This is a genomic window from Mesorhizobium neociceri, assembly GCF_013520985.1.
GTDB classification, from domain to species: Bacteria; Pseudomonadota; Alphaproteobacteria; order Rhizobiales; family Rhizobiaceae; genus Mesorhizobium; species Mesorhizobium neociceri.
The window spans coordinates 148,021-166,476 of record NZ_JACDTY010000002.1 but is presented as its reverse complement, the minus strand read 5'-3'; the positions used below and the strand labels follow the sequence as shown (position 1 = coordinate 166,476).

The window sequence follows — 18,456 nt, the reverse complement described above, 5'->3', positions numbered from 1 at the left end:
AAGAGCCGCGTTGCTGATGCAATGCGGCTCTTGGTTTTCAGCTTTGATGTGGATGGATTTTGCGCTGCGGAGGATGCGCTAGGCGCTCATGTGGCGCTCAGTTGGTCGCCGGCTTGCCCTTGTCCTGATCCTTGAGCTGGCTCCAGGCGTTCTGCTGGGCAAGCATCTGGCGAAGGTAGGCCACATTGGCTTGCGCCTGTTCGGGCGAAAGCTCCTGCGAGGCGATCTTCTCGGCCTCGTCGAAACGGCCCTGAAGTCCCACCACCAGCGCCAGGTTCTGGCGCACCCGGCTGTCGGCGTTCGGTTGCTGGGCGGCCGAGCGCATATAGGTCTCGGCGGTGCGCAGATCGCCTTCCAGCACATAGGACATGCCGAGATTGGAAAGTATCGAGGGTTCGTTCGGCTTTAGGTCCAGCGCCTTGCGGTAGTTCTGGCGCGCTTCATCTTTCTGGCCGATCTGGTCGAGAATGGCGGCCTCCGCCGACATCAGCCGCCAGTCCGGATATTCCGGCGTCTGCGCCCGGCGCACCGCGTCGAGCGCGGACTCGAATTGGCCGTTGGCGGCGAGTGCCTTGCCATAGGCGGCGAGCACGTCGCGATCCTTGGGGTAGGCGATCGCCAGCTTGCGCATCACGGCAAGCGACTGGTCGGCATCGCCGTCCATCTGCAACGCCGCCGCAAAATTTGTCGCCAGCCGCTTGTCGTTGGGATTCTTTGCATAGGATTCGCCGAGCCGCGTGGTCGCGCTGTGCAACTCGCTGGCCGACATGGTTTCCAGCGGTTTGCCGCTGGTGCGCCCGATCGAGCCGGTCGTGAGCTTGCTGGTTCCGCACCCGGCAACACCGGCCGCGAGCGCCATCAGCAACGCCGTGGTGACCAACCGTTTGCCCGTGACGTTCATCCTGCGGTTGGTCGGCATCGGCACGGGGCTCTCCATTCCTGCGCGCGGCCATTGCGTGGCCATCTTCATTCCCCCAGAAATATTCTGTTAACCCTAACGGATAGTTAAAAGGCGTCCCGTTGAGATCGGTACGCGGCGCGCCGGAAGCCATTGGCTTGGCATTTTCCTATGCCTGGCCTCTGTGCATAGATGTTGAAATCATTCGACGTCCCTGTCAGGTGACTGGGGACGACTTGCAAGCCTGCGCCGGAGACCATCGAATGCCCGTCGAATTCGTCGAGACACTAAACACGGCCTTGCCGGTCCATCTGGTTGCGAGAGATGGCTTGGAGGCCTTGGGGCTTTCGCCCTCCACGATCGCATGGGCGGCCGCCAATGGCTTTTCCGGCGAAGCCGGCAGGACTCTCGCCGTGCCCGGCGAAAACGGCGCGCTCGCCGGCGCTCTGTTCGGCATCGGAGAAGGCGAGGGCGCGCTGGCCATCGGTGCGCTGGCGAAAACCCTGCCGGAAGGCGACTGGCACCTTGCCTCGGCGCATGCCGAGCCGGAGCTCGCGGCCATAGCCTTGGTTCTCGGCGGCTATGTCTTCACCCGTTACGGCAAGAAATCAGGCAAGGCTCTGCGCTTTGCGCTGCCGCCCGGTGTGGATCCAGGACGTGTCCGCCGCATCGCCGACGGCGTCTTCCTGGCACGCGATCTGGTCAATACGCCGACCAGCGACATGGGGCCGGATGAGTTGGAGAAGGCCGCGCGGACGCTGGCGGCCACTCACAAGGCCGAAATGTCGGTGATCAAGGGTGATGATCTCCTGAAGCAGAACTTTCCGATGATCCATGCGGTCGGCCGCGCCTCGGTCGGCGCGCCGCGCCTGATCGACATGATTTGGGGACCGGAAGGCGCACCGAAGGTGACGCTGGTCGGCAAGGGCGTCTGTTTCGATACTGGCGGCCTCGACATCAAGCCGTCGTCGGGCATGCTGCTGATGAAGAAGGATATGGGCGGCGCCGCCAATGTGCTGGGCCTTGCCTCGATGATCATGGCCGCCGGACTGAAGGTCCGGCTGCGCGTCCTGATCCCGGCGGTTGAGAACTCGATTGCCGGCAATGCCTTCCGGCCTGGCGATGTGCTGACCAGCCGCAAGGGCATCACCGTCGAGATCGGCAACACCGACGCGGAAGGGCGGCTGGTGTTGGCGGATGCACTGGCGCTGGCCGACGACGAGGAGCCTGAACTGCTGATCGACATGGCGACGCTGACCGGAGCCGCGCGTGTCGCGCTCGGGCCAGACCTGCCGCCTTTCTACACCGGCGACGAGACGCTGGCGTCCGAACTGGCGGCGGCCTCGATGGCCGTAGAGGATCCGCTGTGGCGCATGCCGCTGTGGCGGCCATACGACGCAAGGCTGGCGTCGAAGATCGCCGACATCAACAACGTCACCACGGACGGTTTTGCCGGCTCGGTCACCGCGGCGCTGTTCCTCAAGCGCTTTGTCGAACGAACAGCGGGTTGGGCGCATTTCGACATCTTCGCCTGGAACCCGTCCGACCGCCCCTACGGGCCCGCCGGCGGCGAGGCGCAAGGCATCCGTGCGCTGGAGCGGATCATTTCGAGGCGTTATGCCTGAGGTCGTAAGGCCTGGCGGACGGCTTCCAAACTGAAACGGAACCGAAACAATTTGCCGTCATGCTCGGGCGATGTCGATTTCGATGCGTCCAAGCCAGGCGATGCGACTGTGGCAGCAGGTGATGCTGTCACAGGTGCGCGACGACGCGCCCGATCTCACCATGCGCCAGACCGCTATCCTGTTCACCATCTATCTCGACCCGCCGCCGCACACGGTGCGCGGCCTGGCAGCCCGCCTCAATGTCACCAAGCCAGTCATCACCCGCGCGCTCGACACGATGGGCGCGCTGAAGCTGGTGTCGCGCCATCGCGACGAGCTCGACAAGCGCAATGTGCTGATCCGGCGCACGGTCGAAGGCGCGCTCTTTGTCGAGCGCTTCGGCGATGGTATCGTTGCCAAGGCTCACGAATTGCCTATCTGACCATTACCCAATAGCTGGATTGCTGATTTGACCGCCAGGGATGCACGCCTTCACGCCTTCCGTTCCGACCTCGCCGACGCCAGGCTGAAAGGCGAGGTTTCGGCCGATCGCTTTGTCACCGGCCGTCCGGCGCGCATCACTGCCTCCGTGGCCGATATCCGCAAGGCGCCGCGCCCCGACGCCGGCGTCAACACGCAGGTTCTGTTCGGTGACGACGTGCTTGTCTTCGAGGAAGCCGAGGGTTGGGCCTGGGTCCAGGCCGAACGCGACGGCTATGTCGGCTACGTCGGCGCCACTATGCTGGGCGCACGTGAACACGCGCCAACCCATATTGTCGCGGCGCCGCGCACCTTCCTCTATCCCGGCCCGGATCTGCGCTTCCCGATCAGCGGCCAGTTATCGATGGGCTCGACGGTGACGGTGACGGGCGCTGCCGAAACGCGTGGCACCCACTACGCGCTGCTGCCCTCCGGAGAAGCGCTGATCGCCGGCCATGTGCGCCCGCTCGGCGACGTCGCCGCCGACTATGTCGCGGTCGCCGAACAGTTTCTCGGCACGCCCTATCTCTGGGGCGGCACCTCCGGCTTCGGCATCGACTGTTCGGGCCTTGTCCAACTGGCAATGCGCATGGCCGGCCGCAATGTATTGCGCGATTCCGACATGCAGGCGGCAGGCCTCGGCGAGCCGCTCGATCCGGGACCGGATTATGCCGGGCTGAAGCGCGGCGACCTTGTGTTCTGGAAGGGCCACGTCGCGATCATGACCGACGCCGAAACGATGATCCACGCCAATGGCCACACCATGCTGGTGTCGCGCGAGGGGCTGAAGGACGCGGTTGATCGCATCGGCTATCTCTATGGCGGCCCGACGGGGTTTCGCCGGCCGTAGCGCTGGTTTTCCCTTCTCCCCTTGTGGGAGAAGGTGTCGCCGAAGGCGACGGATGAGGGGTGTTCCAGGGAACGCCAACGTCTCACTCCGCTGGAACACCCCTCATCCGTCTTGCCGCTTCGCGGCAATCCACCTTCTCCCACAGGGGGAGAAGGTAAGAGCTGCAGCGATCACCTTTTGTTCCGATTTTCCTTGGCGATTGCGCGTCGTCGCGCTACCTCTTTCGCGTGACCGAGCAGCCGCGCCTTGCCGAACACAATGCCAACGTCGCCCTGCCCGAACCATTCATCAGATGGTTCGGCGAGAAGGGCTGGTCGCCGCGCGCCCATCAGATCGAGCTTTTGGCGAGAGCTCAGGCCGGACAATCGGCGCTGCTGATCGCGCCGACCGGCGCCGGCAAGACGCTGGCCGGCTTCATGCCGTCGCTGACCGAATTGGCCAACCGTCCGAGGCGAAAGCCAGGCCAGGCGCATCGCGGCATCCACACGCTTTACATCTCGCCGCTCAAGGCGCTGGCCGTCGACATCGAGCGCAATCTCGGCAAGCCGGTGGAAGAGATCGGCCTTCCCGTCACCATCGAGACGCGCACCGGCGACACGCCCTCGCATAAGCGCCAGCGGCAGAAGCTGGCGCCGCCCGACATCCTGCTGACGACGCCCGAGCAACTGGCGCTGCTAATTGCGGCGCCCGATGCCAGGCGCTTCTTCGAAGACCTGCGCTATGTCGTGCTCGACGAATTGCACTCGCTGGTAATTTCGAAACGCGGCCACCTGCTGGCGCTCGGCCTGGCGCGGCTGCGCACTTACGTGCCCGAACTGCAGACGATCGGCCTGTCGGCAACGGTGGCTGAGCCCGATGAATTGCGGCGCTGGTTGGTCGGGCAGAATCCACCGGGCGAAATGGCTGGGCTGATCACCGTCTCCGGTGGCGCCAAACCCGACATCTCCATCCTCGACTCGCGCGAGCGCGTGCCGTGGTCGGGCCATTCGGCGCGCTATGCCACTCCCGAGATCTACGAGGCGATCCAGAAGCACCGCATGACGCTGCTCTTCGTCAACACCCGCAGCCAGGCCGAAATGCTGTTCCAGGAGCTGTGGCGGGCGAATGAGGATTCGCTGCCGATCGCGCTGCATCACGGCTCGCTCGATGTCGGCCAGCGCCGTCGCGTCGAGAAGGCGATGGCCGACAATGCGCTGCGTGCCATCGTCGCCACCTCGACGCTCGACCTCGGCATCGACTGGGGCGATGTCGACCTTGTCGTGCATGTCGGCGCGCCCAAGGGCGCCAGCCGGCTGGCGCAGCGCATCGGCCGCGCCAACCACCGCATGGACGAGCCGTCAAAGGCGATCCTCATTCCGGCCAACCGCTTCGAGGTGCTGGAATGCCGGGCGGCGCTGGACGCCAATTATCTCGGCGCGCAGGACACGCCGCCGCTGATCAATGGCGCGCTCGATGTGCTGTCGCAGCATGTGCTGGGCGTCGCCTGCGGCGCGCCTTTCGACGCTGACCAATTGTTCGAGGAGGTGCGCAGCGCTGCGCCCTATGCGGAGCTGCAGCGCCAGACCTTCGACCGCGTCATCGATTTCGTCGCCACCGGCGGCTATGCGCTGAAGAACTATGAGCGCTACGCCCGCATCCGCCAGACCAGGGACGGGCTGTGGCGCGTCTCCAACCCCCGCATCGCGCAACAATATCGCCTGAATGTCGGCACCATCGTCGAAATGCCGGAGCTCAACGTTCGCTATGTCCGGCAAGGACGCGGCATGGCCGGGCGCGGCGGGCCGGTGCTCGGCAAGATCGAAGAGTATTTCGCCGAGACGCTGCGGCCCGGCGACAATTTCCTGTTTGCCGGCAAGGTACTGCGCTTCGAGGGCATTCGCGAGAACGAATGCGTGGTCTCCAACGGCGCCGGCGCCAACATCATCGTGCCGTCCTATGCCGGCGGCAAGTTTCCGCTGTCGACCTATCTTGCCGACCAGGTGCGCGGCATGCTGGCCGATCCCCACAAATGGCAGGCATTGCCCGAGCAGGTCGCCGACTGGCTCAGGCTGCAAAAGGAAAAGTCGGTGCTGCCCAAGCGCGGCGATCTTCTGGTCGAGACCTTTCCGCGCGGCAACCGCCACTACATGGTCGCCTATCCCTTCGAGGGCAGGCTGGCGCACCAGACGCTCGGCATGCTGCTGACACGACGGCTGGAGCGGGCCAATGCGAGGCCGCTGGGCTTTGTCGCCACCGACTATTCGCTGGCGGTGTGGGCGCTCGACGATATGGCGGCCCTGTTCAAAGCCAAGAAACCGTCGCTGGCCGCTTTGTTCGACGAGGACATGCTGGGTGACGACCTCGAAGCATGGCTGAACGACAGCTGGATGCTGAAGCGCACCTTCCGCACCTGCGCCGTCATTGCCGGGCTGATCGAGAAACGTTTTCCCGGGCAGGAGAAGAGCGGCCGCCAGGTGACGGTCTCGGCCGACCTGATCTACGACGTGTTGCGCAGCCACGAGCCCGACCATATCCTGCTGCAGGCAACGCGTACCGATGCATCGGCCGGCTTGCTCGATGTCAGCAGACTTGCCGAGATGCTCTCGCGTGTGCGCGGTCGAATCATGCATAAGCATCTCGACCAGATTTCGCCGCTGGCTCTGCCGGTGATGCTGGAGATCGGCAGGGAATCGGTCAATGGCGGCGCCAACGAGTCTCTGCTTATGGAGGCCGCCGATCTGGTCGAAGAGGCCATGGGGCCAAGGGCGAAACCGGACCAAGAGGGTCTGACTTGAAATGAATTTTTCGCTGGCGCGCGCAACACTGATCGGCGAGGTCGGCATCGCCGGCGAGCGCGCGGTCTGCGATCCTCGCGGCGTGCTCTATTTCCCCGATCTCAGGCTGCTCGCGGTCTCCGACCTGCACCTCGAAAAAGGCTCGTCCTTCGCCAGGCGCGGCGCGCTGATCCCGCCCTACGACACCGGCGCCACCTTGCTGCGGCTACAGGCGGTGATCGCGGACTACCAGCCTTCGATCGTCATCAGCCTGGGCGATTCCTTTCACGATGGCGGCGGCGCCGAGCGCATGCATCCATTCTTCCGTGAGTGGCTGGAAGCGCTGATGGCCGGCCGTGACTGGTTCTGGGTCGCCGGCAACCATGATCCGGAAGCGCCGGCCGACCTGCCCGGAGAGACGGTGCGCGAACTCGCCATCGGCTCGCTGCTGTTCCGCCACGAGCCGTCCAAGGTGAGAACCGAGGGCGAGGTCGCGGGCCATCTCCATCCTTGTGCGCGCATCGTCCAGCGCGGCCGCTCTGTGCGGCGGCGCTGCTTTGCCGGCGATGGCGGCCGCATGATCATGCCGGCCTTCGGCGCCTATACCGGTTCGCTCAACGTGCTCGACCGCGCCTATGCCGGCCTGTTCCGTCGCGAGACGCTGATGGCCTACATGCTGGGCGCCGAGCGCATTTTCGCCATTTCCCACGCCATGCTGCGGCCTGGCTGAGTTCTACGGAAGTAGCACTGTTGCACCGGTCGTCTGCCGCGCTTCGAGCCGGCGGTGCGCCTCGGCCACCTCTGCGAGCGGCATGCGGGTGTGCACAGGGATTTTCACCGCACCGCTGAGGACGACGCTGAACAGCTCGTCGCTCATGGCGACAACGTCCTCGCGTTTGGCGAGATGATGGAACAGCAACTGCCAGGTGGCGAACAGCGAACCCTTCTGCATCAGCAGCATGATGTCGAATGGCGGGATCGATCCCGACGCCGTGCCGAAGCTGACGAACGTTCCGAAGGGTCGTAGGCAATCGAGCGAGGCGGGGAAGGTGGCCTTGCCGACGCCGTCATAAACGACATGGCAGCCCTCGCCGTTGGTGATCTCTTTCACCCGCGCGGCAAAGTCCTCCCTCGAGTAGTCAATGATATGGTCGCAGCCATTGGCGCGCGCCAGGTCGGCCTTTTCGGGCGAGCCGGCCGTGCCGATGACGGTCGCGCCGAGATGCTTTGCCCATTGCGTCAGGATGAGGCCGACGCCGCCCGCCGCGGCATGCACGAGGATGGTGTGGCCTGCCTCGACGCGAAACGTGCGGCGCAGCAGATATTGCGCCGTCAGCCCCTTCAGCATCATCGCCGCACCCGTCTCGAAATCGATGGCGTCGGGCAGATGCACGACGAAATGCGCCGGCACGATGCGTTCCTCGGCATAGGCGCCGAGCGTCTCGACATAGGCGACGCGATCGCCTGGGGCGAAGTCACTCACCCATTCGCCGACGGCGACGATTTCGCCGGCGCCTTCATTGCCCGGCGTGAATGGAAAAGCGGGCGGTGCATATTCACCGGTGCGGAAATAGATATCGACGAAGTTGAGGCCGACCGCTCGGTTGCGCACCCGCACTTCTCCGGGACCGGGCTGGTCGATGTCGACATCCTCATAGGTAAGCACGTCTGGCTCGCCATGGTGGTGAACACGGATCGCTTTCATGGTTTTCTTCCCTGCGCTGTTCTCTTTGACGGGAGATAGCGCGCGGCGTGATATCGTTGTAGACTGATATCGATGACATCAGAGTTCAAACAAAATGATATCCGAACAGATCGGCCTCGACCTTCTTCGCACCTATGTGGCGGTCTGCCGGCAAGGCAGCCTCAGCAGGGTCGCCGCGCAGACCGGCAGAACCCAATCGTCGCTGAGCATGCAGATGCGCCGGCTCGAAGGTCTGCTTCAACGGCACCTGTTCCAGCGCACCGGCCGCGGCGTCGTGCCGACCGCGGAGGGTGAGCTGTTTCTGGGTTATGCGACCCGCATCCTCGCTCTCGGCGATGAAGCGGTGGCGCGTCTGCAACAGGCCGGCATAGGTGGCGGCGTGCGCATCGGCCTTGCCGAGGAGGTCACCACGGCCGCGCTCTCGGCCGCACTCGGGCGGCTTCATCGCACCTATCCCGACATCAGCCTCGACGCGATGGTTGAGCACAGCGTCGCGTTGGGGCGGCTCTGGAGCGAGGATGCGCTGGATGTCATGATCGCCCCGACATCGGTCGTAACAGCTGATGCCTTGACGACCTGGAATGTCGAACTGCAGTGGGTCTGTGCTCAGGACTATGTTCTGGATCAGGAGCGGCCGCTCGATCTTGTCGCCTTCGGCGCAACCTGCCCTTGGCGCAGGCGCATGATCGAGGCGCTGGTTGCCGCCGGTCGGCAGCACAGGATCGCTTTGTCGTGCCAGAGCATCACCGGCCTGCAGGCGGCAATCGAGAATGGGCTGGGCATCGGACTGCTTCCGCCCGAGTCCATTCGCACCGGCTCGATGCGGGTACTGAAGACATCGACCGGCCTGCCGGAGCCGCTGATCGTTCAATACGGTCTCTACGCGCACGACCGCCGGACTGCGGTCGTCAATGCCGCGCTCGATATCTTGCTTAAGGATTTGCCCGTGGCGCCAGAAGCGCGAGCCGCCTGACCGCGCTACCGGCCGTAATAAAGAGTGACGGTGTGTTTGGCCTCGGCGAAGAACAGCCAGCGCTCGACCAGCATGCCGGCGAACTGGGCGATTGCCGCAACCACCGACAGGATCGCCGTGAACGGCCAAGGCAAGGCGAATAGAACAGCAAGCAGCAGGGCAGGCAGGGCAAAGGCCAGCAATTGCGTGATCAGGCGCAACTTGGCGGCGTGCTTGCGGGCAATGCGAAAACCCATTTCCTTGAGCAGGTAATTCTCTTCGGTGTGCGGCCATTCCACCGACCGCACCGTGCCCCCGGCGAGCCCCGTCGCCGTGTTGGCGGTGGTCGCGATCTCCAGCGCGTCATTGTAGCGCCACGTCGCCAGCTTCCAGCCCCAGCCGAGCAAGGTCAACAGCAGGGCGGCGGCGGTAATGGCGGTCGCGCCGATCACAAAAGCCTGCAGCAACGCGTTCAACAGCACGCTGCCGGTCATCGCTGAGAAGATGAGATAGCCGGGTAGCGTGTAGCGACTGTGCCACTGCGCGATCGGCTTCAGCGAGGCATAGATCATGCCGGTGGTGCAGACGGTGGTGACCGCGCCGATGGCCGCAAGAGCTCCGGCGATGGCCACCCAACCGCTGGTGCGACCGAAGAACACCCAGCCGATGCCGAACAGTCCGGCAGGAATGAAGGTCGCGACCGACGACACGCCTTCGCGTGACAGCCAGGAACTGCGCCATTGCGAAAAGGCCCGCCAGGCGCGTTCGGGGCGCCCGAGGTGGGTGGTCGAGGACAGTAGGCCGGCGGCAATCAGGCCGAGCGCTAGCCCCATTCCGACAAGGCCGAGCCAGAAATCGGGCGAGATGAATCCCAGTCCGCCAAGCACGCCTAGCAGCGCCAGCAGGCCGTAGCCGGCACCGGTTGCGGTGGTGAAGAAGACGACGGAGAAGGCTGGATGCATTGGTCAGTTCGAAAGCATGCGGTCGACCCAGCCGAGGAAACCGCCTTCGGCCTTGACCGGCTCGAGCCTTGGCGCCGGAACCGATGCGGCACGCTCAGTGTGGGCGCGTGGCGGCAGATATTTGTTGGTCGGCTTGTAGCCCATCTCCGGCATCAGGTCGACGCCGCCACGGCTGGCCACCAGTTGCGAGACCGCCGAGGCGGGGTCGCCGAGATCGCCGAAATGCCGCGCGCTGGTCGGGCAGGCGGCAACGCAGGCCGGTACACGGTCCTCTTCGGCCAGATTGTCATTGTAGATGCGGTCGACGCACAGCGTGCATTTCTTCATCACGCCAACGTCGGTGTCGAACTCGCGCGCACCATAGGGGCAGGCCCAGCTGCACAATTTGCAGCCGATGCATTTGCTTTCGTCGATCAGCACGATGCCGTCCGACGCCCGCTTGTAGGAGGCGCCGGTCGGGCAGACGGTGACGCAGGCCGGCGTCTCGCAATGCAGGCAGGAGCGCGGGAAGTTGACTGTGCGCCCGCCCGCCTCTGTCGTGTGCTCATAGCTGTGCACGCGGTTGAACCAGACGCCGTCGACATCGCCGCCATAGGGGTCGATGTCGGTCAGCGGCGCCATGTGGCCGCCGGTGTTCCATTCCTTGCAGGCGGTGACGCAGGCCTGGCAGCCGACGCAGGTGTCGAGGTCGATGACCAAGCCGAGCTTCTTGTCGGTATGGGCGGGAAGACAGGTCATTCCACGGCTTCCCTGTTTGCGCGGAATTCGGCGCCGAAGCGGAGGATGTCGGGCGAAGGCTCGAAATGCGGCGGTTGGCTGAAACGCTCGAATTGCGGCTCGGTGAAGCCGGCCTCCTCGGCCGCGCATTTGACGATGCGCACGCGCAAATCAAACCACGCCGCCTGTCCGGTGACCGGATCCGAATTCGAATAGCGCTTGCCGTTGGCGTCGGCCGAGGTCTGGTCGCCGATGATGTGGTTGAGCAGGAAGCCGCGATTGCTCTCGGCAGCATTGTCCTTCAGCCCCCAGCTGCCGCGCCTCTTGCCGATGGCGTTCCAGGTCCACACCGTATCCGCATTGACGCCGTCGATCAGCTTGATCTGCCCCTTCACCCGGCCATTGATGCTTTCGATCCACACCCAGTCGTCGTCGACAAGGCCAAGGCCGGCAGCGGTCTTGTGGTGCACGAACAGGCGGTTCTGGCTGGTGATCTGCCGCAGCCACGCATTCTGCGAACCCCAGGAATGATACATGTGCATCGGCCGCTGCGTCAGCGCATGCAGCGGATATTTTTCGAGATCGACGGCGGCCTCTTCGAACGGCGTAAACCAGAACGGCAGCGGGTCCATATAGGTCTCGATGCGGTGGCGTTCGCTGTCGGGCGGCTGGACGCGACCATGGCCGCGCGCGGCGAGGCGAAAGCGCTGCATCGGTTCGCAATAGAGCTGGAACACGATTGGCTCGGCCTTGGGGATGAACCCCATCTGCTCCGCGAAGTCGAGATAGGAGCGGTTGGCCATCTTGTAGTAGCGCTGGTCGGCGGCAAAGTCCTGGTGCCAGAAGCCGCCATTGTCGATGTAGCGCTGCAACTGGTCGGGATTGACTTCGCCCTTGCCGACAGACGTGCCGTCCTTGCCGCGCCAGCCCGCGAGTGGGCCGATGCCCGGCGTGCGCTCGTGATTGACGATGTACTCGGCGTAGTCCCGGTATTTCGCTGAACCATCATCGTTGGTGAAGCAGGGCAGGCCAAGCCGCGCGCCGAGCTCGATCAGCACCGACTGGAACGGCCTGACATCGCGGTCCGGCTCGACCACGGGATGGCGGATTGCGTCGCCCGGCCCGTCGGCATGGCTGATCGGCCGGTCGAGCAGGCTGATGCAGTCGTGACGTTCGAGATAGGTGGTGTCGGGCAGCACCAGATCGGCGAACGGCACCGTCTCGGAGTAATAGGCGTCGGAATAGATGATGAAGGGGATCTTGTAGTTACCGGCCTCGTCATGGTCGGTCAGCATCGCAATGGTCTCGACGGTGTTCATCGAGGAGTTCCACGCCATGTTGGACATGTACATCATCAGCGTGTCGATCGGGTACGGGTCGCCGGCCCAGGCATTGCGGATGACGGTGTGCATCAACCCGTGCGCGGCCAGCGGCGCATCCCAGGAATAGGCCTTGTCGATGCGCAAAGGCGTGCCGGCCTCATCGACCAAGAGATCGTCCGGCCCGCAGACGAAGCCGAGCGGCACGCCGTCCAGCGGCGTCATCGGCTTTACATTTTTGCCGGCCGGCTTCGGTCCCGGCGGCGCCGAACGCGGGTAGGGCGGTTTGAAACGAAAACCGCCGGGAACATCCACCGTGCCGAGCAGCACCTGCAGCAGGTGGATGGCGCGGCAAGAGTGAAAACCGTTGGAGTGGGCCGAGATGCCGCGCATGGCGTGCATCGACACCGGTCGCCCCTTGATCGTCTCGTGCCGCCGTCCGGCCCAGTCGGTCCACGCCACCGGCAGTTCGATCGTCTGTTCGAAGGCGACGTGGGCGAGTTCGGCGGCGATCCGGCGAATGGTATCTGCCGGGATGCCACACCGCTCGGCGACCGCATCGGGTGCGTAGCCGTCGCCCATGTAGCGGTCGGCGATGAGCTGGAACACCGGCACGCAGCGGCGGCCGGCGACGGTGTAGCTGCCGGTCAGCGCCGGCTTTGCCTCTGGATCGGCTGCGTCGACGGAGGTCTTCGCCACTCGGTCCCAGGCCAGCGGATTGCAGGCATCGTCGCGCAGGAATAGCCCGTCATCGGCAGCACCCGGTTCCTGGATGACCAGCACATGCGCGTTGGTGTAGCGCAGCAAATAATCGAGATCGACGCGGCCCGCCTTGAGCAGTTCATGGATGAGGGCGAAGACAAACAGGCCGTCCGTGCCCGGCCTGATCCCGATCCAGTCGTCGGCAATCGCATTGTAGCCGGTGCGGCAGGGATTGATCGACACCACCTTGGCGCCACGCGCCTTGAGCTTGCCGAGCCCGATCTTGATCGGGTTGGAATCATGGTCCTCGGCGACGCCGTACAGCATGAAGTATTTGGTGTTGCCCCAGTCGGGCTCGCCGAACTCCCAGAACGAGCCGCCGATCGTGTAGAGGCCTCCGGCCGCCATGTTGACCGAGCAGAAGCCGCCATGGGCGGCGAAGTTCGGCGTGCCGAACTGGCTCGCCCACCAGCCGGTCAGCGACTGCGACTGGTCGCGCCCGGTGAAGAAGGCAAGCTTTTTGGGATCGGTGCGACGGATATTCGATAGCCGCGCGGTCGCAATCGAAAACGCTTCCTCCCACTCGATCTCGCGGAAGTCGCCGGAGCCGCGCGGACCGCTGCGCAACAGCGGCTTCTTCAGCCGCGCCGGGCTGTAATGCTGCATGATGCCGGAGCTGCCCTTGCCGCAGATCACGCCGCGATTGACCGGATGGTCCTTGTTGCCGTTGATGTAGCGCACCTTGCCGTCCTTGACGTGGACGTCGATGCCGCAGCGACAGGCGCACATATAGCAGGTGGTCTTGGCGATGCTGTCGGAGACATCGGGCGAGGTATCGACGCCGTCGCCTTCATCCGGCGCGCGTGTATCGGCAAGCGGCCGTTGCGACGGTGCGGCATTGGCCCCGCGCGGCGCTTCGTGGTTCATAGGCCAGGCGTGCTTTTGCGGTCCGCGAATTTGGCCCTCGTCTTCGGCCCGGGGCCGCGCATATAATGCTCTTCAGGGTGATAGCGGTCGCCGGCCAGCCGCCGCCTGAGGCCACGCGTCCAATGCGCAAGCAGGGATCTGAACCGCCCGATCATTTGTTGGCTGCGATCTATTGGCGAATTTTTTCTAACTTCGGCTGAAAAAGTAGAATAAAGCTATCGATCTGTCTAATCAGTTGTTCTTGTAAATTCGATCGAAATTGGTTCTTAATGCATGTCGCTCAAAAGTGGTCCCGGTTTTGGGAGAACGACATGCATCAAAAACAAAGACTCAAAGCGCGTCGCATGAATCCGTTCAACGCGACGCGCTTTGACCCCGCATGACCCTGGACCAGTTGCGCATTTTCGTCGCCGTCGCCGAGCGCGGCCATATGACCAAGGCGGCGGAGCTTTTGGGCATTTCCCAGTCGGCTGCCTCGGCCGCCATCCGGGCCCTCGAAGAGCAACACGGCGTTCACCTTTTCAACCGGGTCGGCCGCAACATCGAGCTGGCCCAGACCGGCCATCGCTTCCTGCCGGAAGCAAAGGCCGTGCTCGAACGTGCCGCCGCTGCCCGTAATGTGCTGGAGCATGTCTCGCAGACAGTCGCTGGCAGCCTCTCGATCGCCGCCAGCCTGACCATCGCCAGCTATTGGCTACCGCGCCGACTGGCTTCTTTCCATGAAGCCTACCCGGCGGTGCGGCTGAGCGTCACCATCGGCAACACCAGGCAGGTGGAAGCCAACGTTCTGGACGGCACCGCCGATCTCGGCCTGGTCGAGGGGCGCACCGAATCCGATATCCTTCGCCGCACCAAGGTCGACGTCGACAGGTTGATGCTGGTTGTCGCCGCCTCGCATCCCGAGATCGTCGAAATCGCGCCGGGCCGCCCCGATATCAGGGGGCTACGCTGGATCATCCGCGAGGGCGGTTCGGGCACGCGCGAGGTGCTGGAGGATCTGGCGCGCCGCGAGGGGATTTCGCTTGCCGACCTGCAGATATTTCTGGTGCTGCCAAGCAATGAGGCGGTTCGCCAGGCGGTCGAGGCGGGCGCCGGCGCCACCATTATCTCGGACCTCGTCGTCGGACGCGCCGTGGCCGAGGGCAGCCTGCGATCGGTGCCGCTCGAACTGCCGAAGCGCGACTTCGCCATGATCACCCATCGCGATCGCCAGGCCAGCCTGGCGCAGATGGCGCTCAAGGCACATCTTGGCGCTTCTGCAGATCACGGTTGAGGGATTAGCTGAACTTTCGCTGCGCATCGAGCGCCAGGCCAAGCCCCACCGAGCCGAACATGTCGCCCTCGATGACAGCGGCCTGCGGCACCAGCGACAGGATTTCTCGCCGCGCCAACGGAATGGCGGTCGAACCGCCGGTCAGGAACACGGCGGTGATGTCGAATGCTTTCACGCCGGCGTCGGCAATCGTCTGCCGCACGGTCGCGGACACCCGCTCGATGTCGGCGGCAATCGTCTCTTCCAGACCGGTTCGCGTGATCTCGGCTGCGAAATGCACGCCGGGCAGCGCCACCGTCACATCAGCCGAGGCCTGATCCGTCAGCGCGATCTTGGCCCGTTCGACCAGTCCGGCCAGCGCATGGCCGTAGCGGTGTTCGACAATGTGGATGAAGCGCTCGACCAGGTCGGCGCGCTTGGCTTCGAAGCGGATCTGCCTGAGGTGCGTCATCGCCTTGGCGGTGTAGACAAGGTTGATGCGCTGCCAAGTCGCCAGGTCGATGAAGTAGCTCGCCGGCAGATTGCGCTTGCCGTCTTTCGTAGGCGTCAGATAGCCGAGCTTGGGCATGACATGGGCGATGCTGAGCAGCCGGTCGAAGTCGGTGCCGCCGATGTGGACGCCGCGGTTGGCCAGGATGTCGTCCTTGCGGTCGCTTGAGCGGGCGCGTTGCGGCGAAACCCGCACGATCGAGAAGTCGGACGTGCCGCCGCCCATGTCGACGATCAGCGCCAGTTCCTCGCGCGCCACACCCTGTTCGTAATCGAGCGCCGCCGCGATCGGTTCGAACTGGAAGGCGATGTGCTTGAAACCTTGTGCGCGCGCGGCTTTTTCAAGCTCGCCCTGCGCCTTCGCGTCGGCTTCCGCATCGTCGTCGACGAACTGCACCGGGCGGCCAAGCACGACGCTCTCCACCGCAGCGCCGGCATCTTCCTCAAGCTGCTTCTTCAAATGGCCGACGAACATGCCAACAATGTCGATGAAACCGATCTGGCGTGCCTTGATGCGCGTCTTCTCATGCGCCAACGAACTGCCGAGCACGCTCTTCAGCGACCGCATCAGCCTGCCTTCGATGGCGTCTGTATAGTCGGCAATCGCGCGGCGGCCGAAATAGGTGTGGCCGTCCTCGAAGTTGAAGAACACCGCACTTGGCAATGTCGGCTGCTCATCTTCCAGCGCCACCAGTCGTGCCTGGCCGTCGCGGATCACGCCCACCGTGGAATTGGACGTGCCGAAATCGATGCCGCCAAATGCCTGGTGCATTGCAGCCTCCTGTCATTGGGTCGTCGCGGTGGCAGGCGTCGCAAGGCGCGCGCCGTCCAGAGGCCTGACCGTTCTGCCGAATGATTGTGCGTGTTTACCCGAGGGTTGGGAGGCGGCGGTCTATCGCAAGATTGAGAAAAGGGGAACCCCTTTTCCCCGGGAAAATGGCCTTCCATTTTTCCCTAGGGCGTCAGTCCTTGCGGAAGATCAGCCTGCCCAGCCAACCAGTGATCATGGCCAGCGACACGGCGAAGACGCCGTAGAGGAAGGAATAATCATGCGCGACGCGGAAGATCGACTGTTCGAAACCCGACTTGCGGATTTCGAGCTGGGCCGAGCTTTCTTTGAGGAACAGGCCGCTCTTGAACAGGAACGCGCGGGCTTTATGCGTTCCAACCGGGACATTGGGCGCCAGCCGCACCGTGGCGCGAAACAGGTTCTGCGACAGGAACTGCACGCCGCCGACATTCTCGCTGTAGAGACCGGTCGCCGCCTTGCGTTCACGCAATGCCACGGTGAATTCCTCGATCGTCGCCGGGCTGTCCGTGGCGTCCGCCGGCTGCATGTAAAGGTTGGAGGCGCCGAGTGACAGCTGCTTGTAGCTGTTGGGTTCGGTGATGTCCTGCAGCGGTCGCGTCGTGGCGACGGAATAGGACACCGGCACGTTCTCGAAGGTCTCGGATTCCAGATTGACCCAGACGCCGAGCACCCGGTCCTTGCGGCGCACCACCACCGGCCGCGGCGGCCCTTCGAGCACGACGATGACGTCATAGCGCCCCTGGCGCGCGACCAGCGGATCGGGGTTTTCCAGCGACCCGAAAATGGTCAGGTCGGCGCCGGAAAAACCGGCGGTGATCGACACGGCGTCGGTGGAAAGACCGATCTGGATGCCTTCCGGCAGCGGGTTCGGCGACTGTGCTGCCGCCGGCAGAGCGAGGGCGAACAGCAAAGCGGCGGTCGCGAACGTGCTCCAACCCCGCATCAGTTCAGGCCTGCGGCGGTCAGCGAATAGAGGTTAGGCGGCGTGACGAAGAGATCGATGGCAAGCCGGATGGCAACCGCCAGCACCAGCAGCGCCAGCAGCGCCCTGAGCTGTTCGCCGCGCAGTTTCTGGCCTGCCTTGGCGCCATACTGCGCACCGGCGACGCCGCCCGCCATCAACAGGAAGGCGAGCATGACGTCGACGGTCTGGTTGGTGGTGGCGTGCACCAGCGTGGTGTAGGCCGAGGTGAAAATGATCTGGAACAGCGAGGTGCCGATAACGACGTTGGTCGGCACTTTCAGCAGATAGATCAGCGCCGGCACCATGATGAAGCCGCCGCCGACACCCATGATAGACGACAGGAAGCCGATGCCGGCGCCGAGCCCCAGTACCGGAATGACGCTGACGAAGAGTTTCGAGGCCCGGAAGCGCATCTTCAGCGGCAGCCGGTGGATCCAGTTGTGCTGGCCGGACTTCTTCAGGACCGGGGCAGCACCGCTGCGCGTGGCGCGCAGCGCATTGACGCTCTCGACCAGCATTAGCCCGCCGACGGTGCCGAGCAGCACGACGTAGAGCAGCGAGATGAACAGGTCGAGCTGGCCGAGCCGGCGCAGGAAGGCAAAGACGAAGATACCGCCGGTCGAGCCGACAATGCCGCCGGCCAAAAGCACCCCACCGAGCTTGAAATCGAGCGTGCCGCGCTTCATGTGCGACAGCGCGCCGGAGAAGGAGGAGGCGATGACCTGGTTGGCGCCGGTGGCGACCGCGATCGCCGGCGGGATGTTGTAGAAGATCAAGAGCGGCGTGATCAGGAAGCCGCCGCCGACCCCGAACATACCCGACAGGAAACCCACCGCCGCGCCCATCGCCAGCAGGACGAAGACGTTGACGGAAATTTCCGCGATCGGGAGATAGATGCCCACCCGTCAGTCTCGATCAGTTTGCCTGTCGGCGATTGCAGCCATTCGCGGGCATTGTCGCACCGAAAAGCCAATTTTTTCTTGCGTCCCCGGAGCGGTGGGATCAAACCCCGCCGCCCTGCCGAAACAAAAAACATCTCAATCAGTTAAC

The 18,456-nt window shown here is 64.2% G+C and carries 15 protein-coding genes; 7 read left to right on the top strand and 8 right to left on the bottom strand.

Features of this window, described 5'->3' with window-relative positions:
- Positions 1-97: 97 nt before the first annotated feature.
- Positions 98-919 (bottom strand): tetratricopeptide repeat protein, encoded by an 822-nt coding sequence (locus H0241_RS04865; RefSeq protein WP_181056841.1) that lies wholly within the window; start codon positions 917-919, stop codon positions 98-100.
- Between the two features lie 242 nt (positions 920-1,161).
- Between H0241_RS04865 and H0241_RS04860 the strand changes: the two genes are divergently transcribed.
- The 5 genes from H0241_RS04860 to pdeM all read left to right on the top strand — a co-directional run bounded on the left by H0241_RS04860 (position 1,162) and on the right by pdeM (position 7,315).
- Positions 1,162-2,523, top strand: coding sequence for a leucyl aminopeptidase family protein (locus H0241_RS04860; protein WP_181056279.1), 1,362 nt, complete (start codon positions 1,162-1,164; stop codon positions 2,521-2,523).
- Positions 2,524-2,593: 70 nt separating this feature from the next.
- Complete coding sequence (locus H0241_RS04855; RefSeq protein ID WP_181056278.1) at positions 2,594-2,944, top strand: MarR family winged helix-turn-helix transcriptional regulator; 351 nt, start codon at positions 2,594-2,596, stop codon at positions 2,942-2,944.
- Positions 2,945-2,971: 27 nt separating this feature from the next.
- Positions 2,972-3,832: a C40 family peptidase gene (locus tag H0241_RS04850; RefSeq protein ID WP_181056277.1), complete on the top strand. Its 861-nt coding sequence runs from the start codon at positions 2,972-2,974 to the stop codon at positions 3,830-3,832.
- Positions 3,833-4,059: 227 nt separating this feature from the next.
- Complete coding sequence (locus tag H0241_RS04845; protein WP_181056276.1) at positions 4,060-6,606, top strand: ligase-associated DNA damage response DEXH box helicase; 2,547 nt, start codon at positions 4,060-4,062, stop codon at positions 6,604-6,606.
- A 1-nt stretch (position 6,607) separates the two neighbouring features.
- Positions 6,608-7,315, top strand: coding sequence for a ligase-associated DNA damage response endonuclease PdeM (gene pdeM, locus H0241_RS04840; RefSeq protein WP_181056275.1), 708 nt, complete (start codon positions 6,608-6,610; stop codon positions 7,313-7,315).
- A 3-nt stretch (positions 7,316-7,318) separates the two neighbouring features.
- Here pdeM and H0241_RS04835 read toward each other — a convergent pair whose 3' ends face one another.
- A complete protein-coding gene (locus tag H0241_RS04835) occupies positions 7,319-8,290 on the bottom strand; it encodes a quinone oxidoreductase family protein (protein ID WP_181056274.1) in 972 nt (323 codons plus the stop codon).
- Positions 8,291-8,384: 94 nt separating this feature from the next.
- On the opposite strand from H0241_RS04835, the gene H0241_RS04830 reads away from it, so the two are divergent.
- Entirely contained in the window at positions 8,385-9,263 is an 879-nt protein-coding gene (locus tag H0241_RS04830) for a LysR substrate-binding domain-containing protein (protein ID WP_181056273.1), read from the top strand.
- A 5-nt stretch (positions 9,264-9,268) separates the two neighbouring features.
- Here the strand turns inward: H0241_RS04830 and H0241_RS04825 are convergent, their stop codons facing one another.
- Genes H0241_RS04825 through H0241_RS04815 form a run of 3 tightly spaced genes read right to left on the bottom strand, consistent with a single transcriptional unit; the run spans position 9,269 to position 13,869 of the window.
- Positions 9,269-10,204, bottom strand: a complete 936-nt coding sequence (locus H0241_RS04825; RefSeq protein WP_181056272.1) for a dimethyl sulfoxide reductase anchor subunit family protein — start codon at positions 10,202-10,204, stop codon at positions 9,269-9,271.
- 3 nt (positions 10,205-10,207) lie between these two features.
- Positions 10,208-10,942 (bottom strand): 4Fe-4S dicluster domain-containing protein, encoded by a 735-nt coding sequence (locus H0241_RS04820; protein ID WP_181056271.1) that lies wholly within the window; start codon positions 10,940-10,942, stop codon positions 10,208-10,210.
- On the bottom strand, positions 10,939-13,869 hold the full coding sequence (locus H0241_RS04815; RefSeq protein ID WP_181056270.1) for a molybdopterin oxidoreductase family protein: 2,931 nt from the start codon (positions 13,867-13,869) through the stop codon (positions 10,939-10,941). Before H0241_RS04815 ends, H0241_RS04820 begins: the two co-directional genes overlap by 4 nt.
- A 379-nt stretch (positions 13,870-14,248) precedes the next feature.
- Here H0241_RS04815 and H0241_RS04810 point away from each other — a divergent pair, with 379 nt between their 5' ends.
- Positions 14,249-15,142, top strand: a complete 894-nt coding sequence (locus H0241_RS04810; RefSeq protein WP_181056269.1) for a LysR family transcriptional regulator — start codon at positions 14,249-14,251, stop codon at positions 15,140-15,142.
- Positions 15,143-15,146: 4 nt separating this feature from the next.
- Here H0241_RS04810 and H0241_RS04805 read toward each other — a convergent pair whose 3' ends face one another.
- From H0241_RS04805 to H0241_RS04795, 3 genes are all read right to left on the bottom strand, one after another.
- Positions 15,147-16,403, bottom strand: coding sequence for an Hsp70 family protein (locus tag H0241_RS04805; protein WP_181056268.1), 1,257 nt, complete (start codon positions 16,401-16,403; stop codon positions 15,147-15,149).
- A 190-nt stretch (positions 16,404-16,593) separates the two neighbouring features.
- A complete protein-coding gene (locus H0241_RS04800; RefSeq protein ID WP_181056267.1) occupies positions 16,594-17,385 on the bottom strand; it encodes a TIGR02186 family protein in 792 nt (263 codons plus the stop codon).
- A complete protein-coding gene (locus H0241_RS04795) occupies positions 17,385-18,308 on the bottom strand; it encodes a sulfite exporter TauE/SafE family protein (RefSeq protein ID WP_023669608.1) in 924 nt (307 codons plus the stop codon). Before H0241_RS04795 ends, H0241_RS04800 begins: the two co-directional genes overlap by 1 nt.
- Positions 18,309-18,456 lie beyond the last annotated feature (148 nt).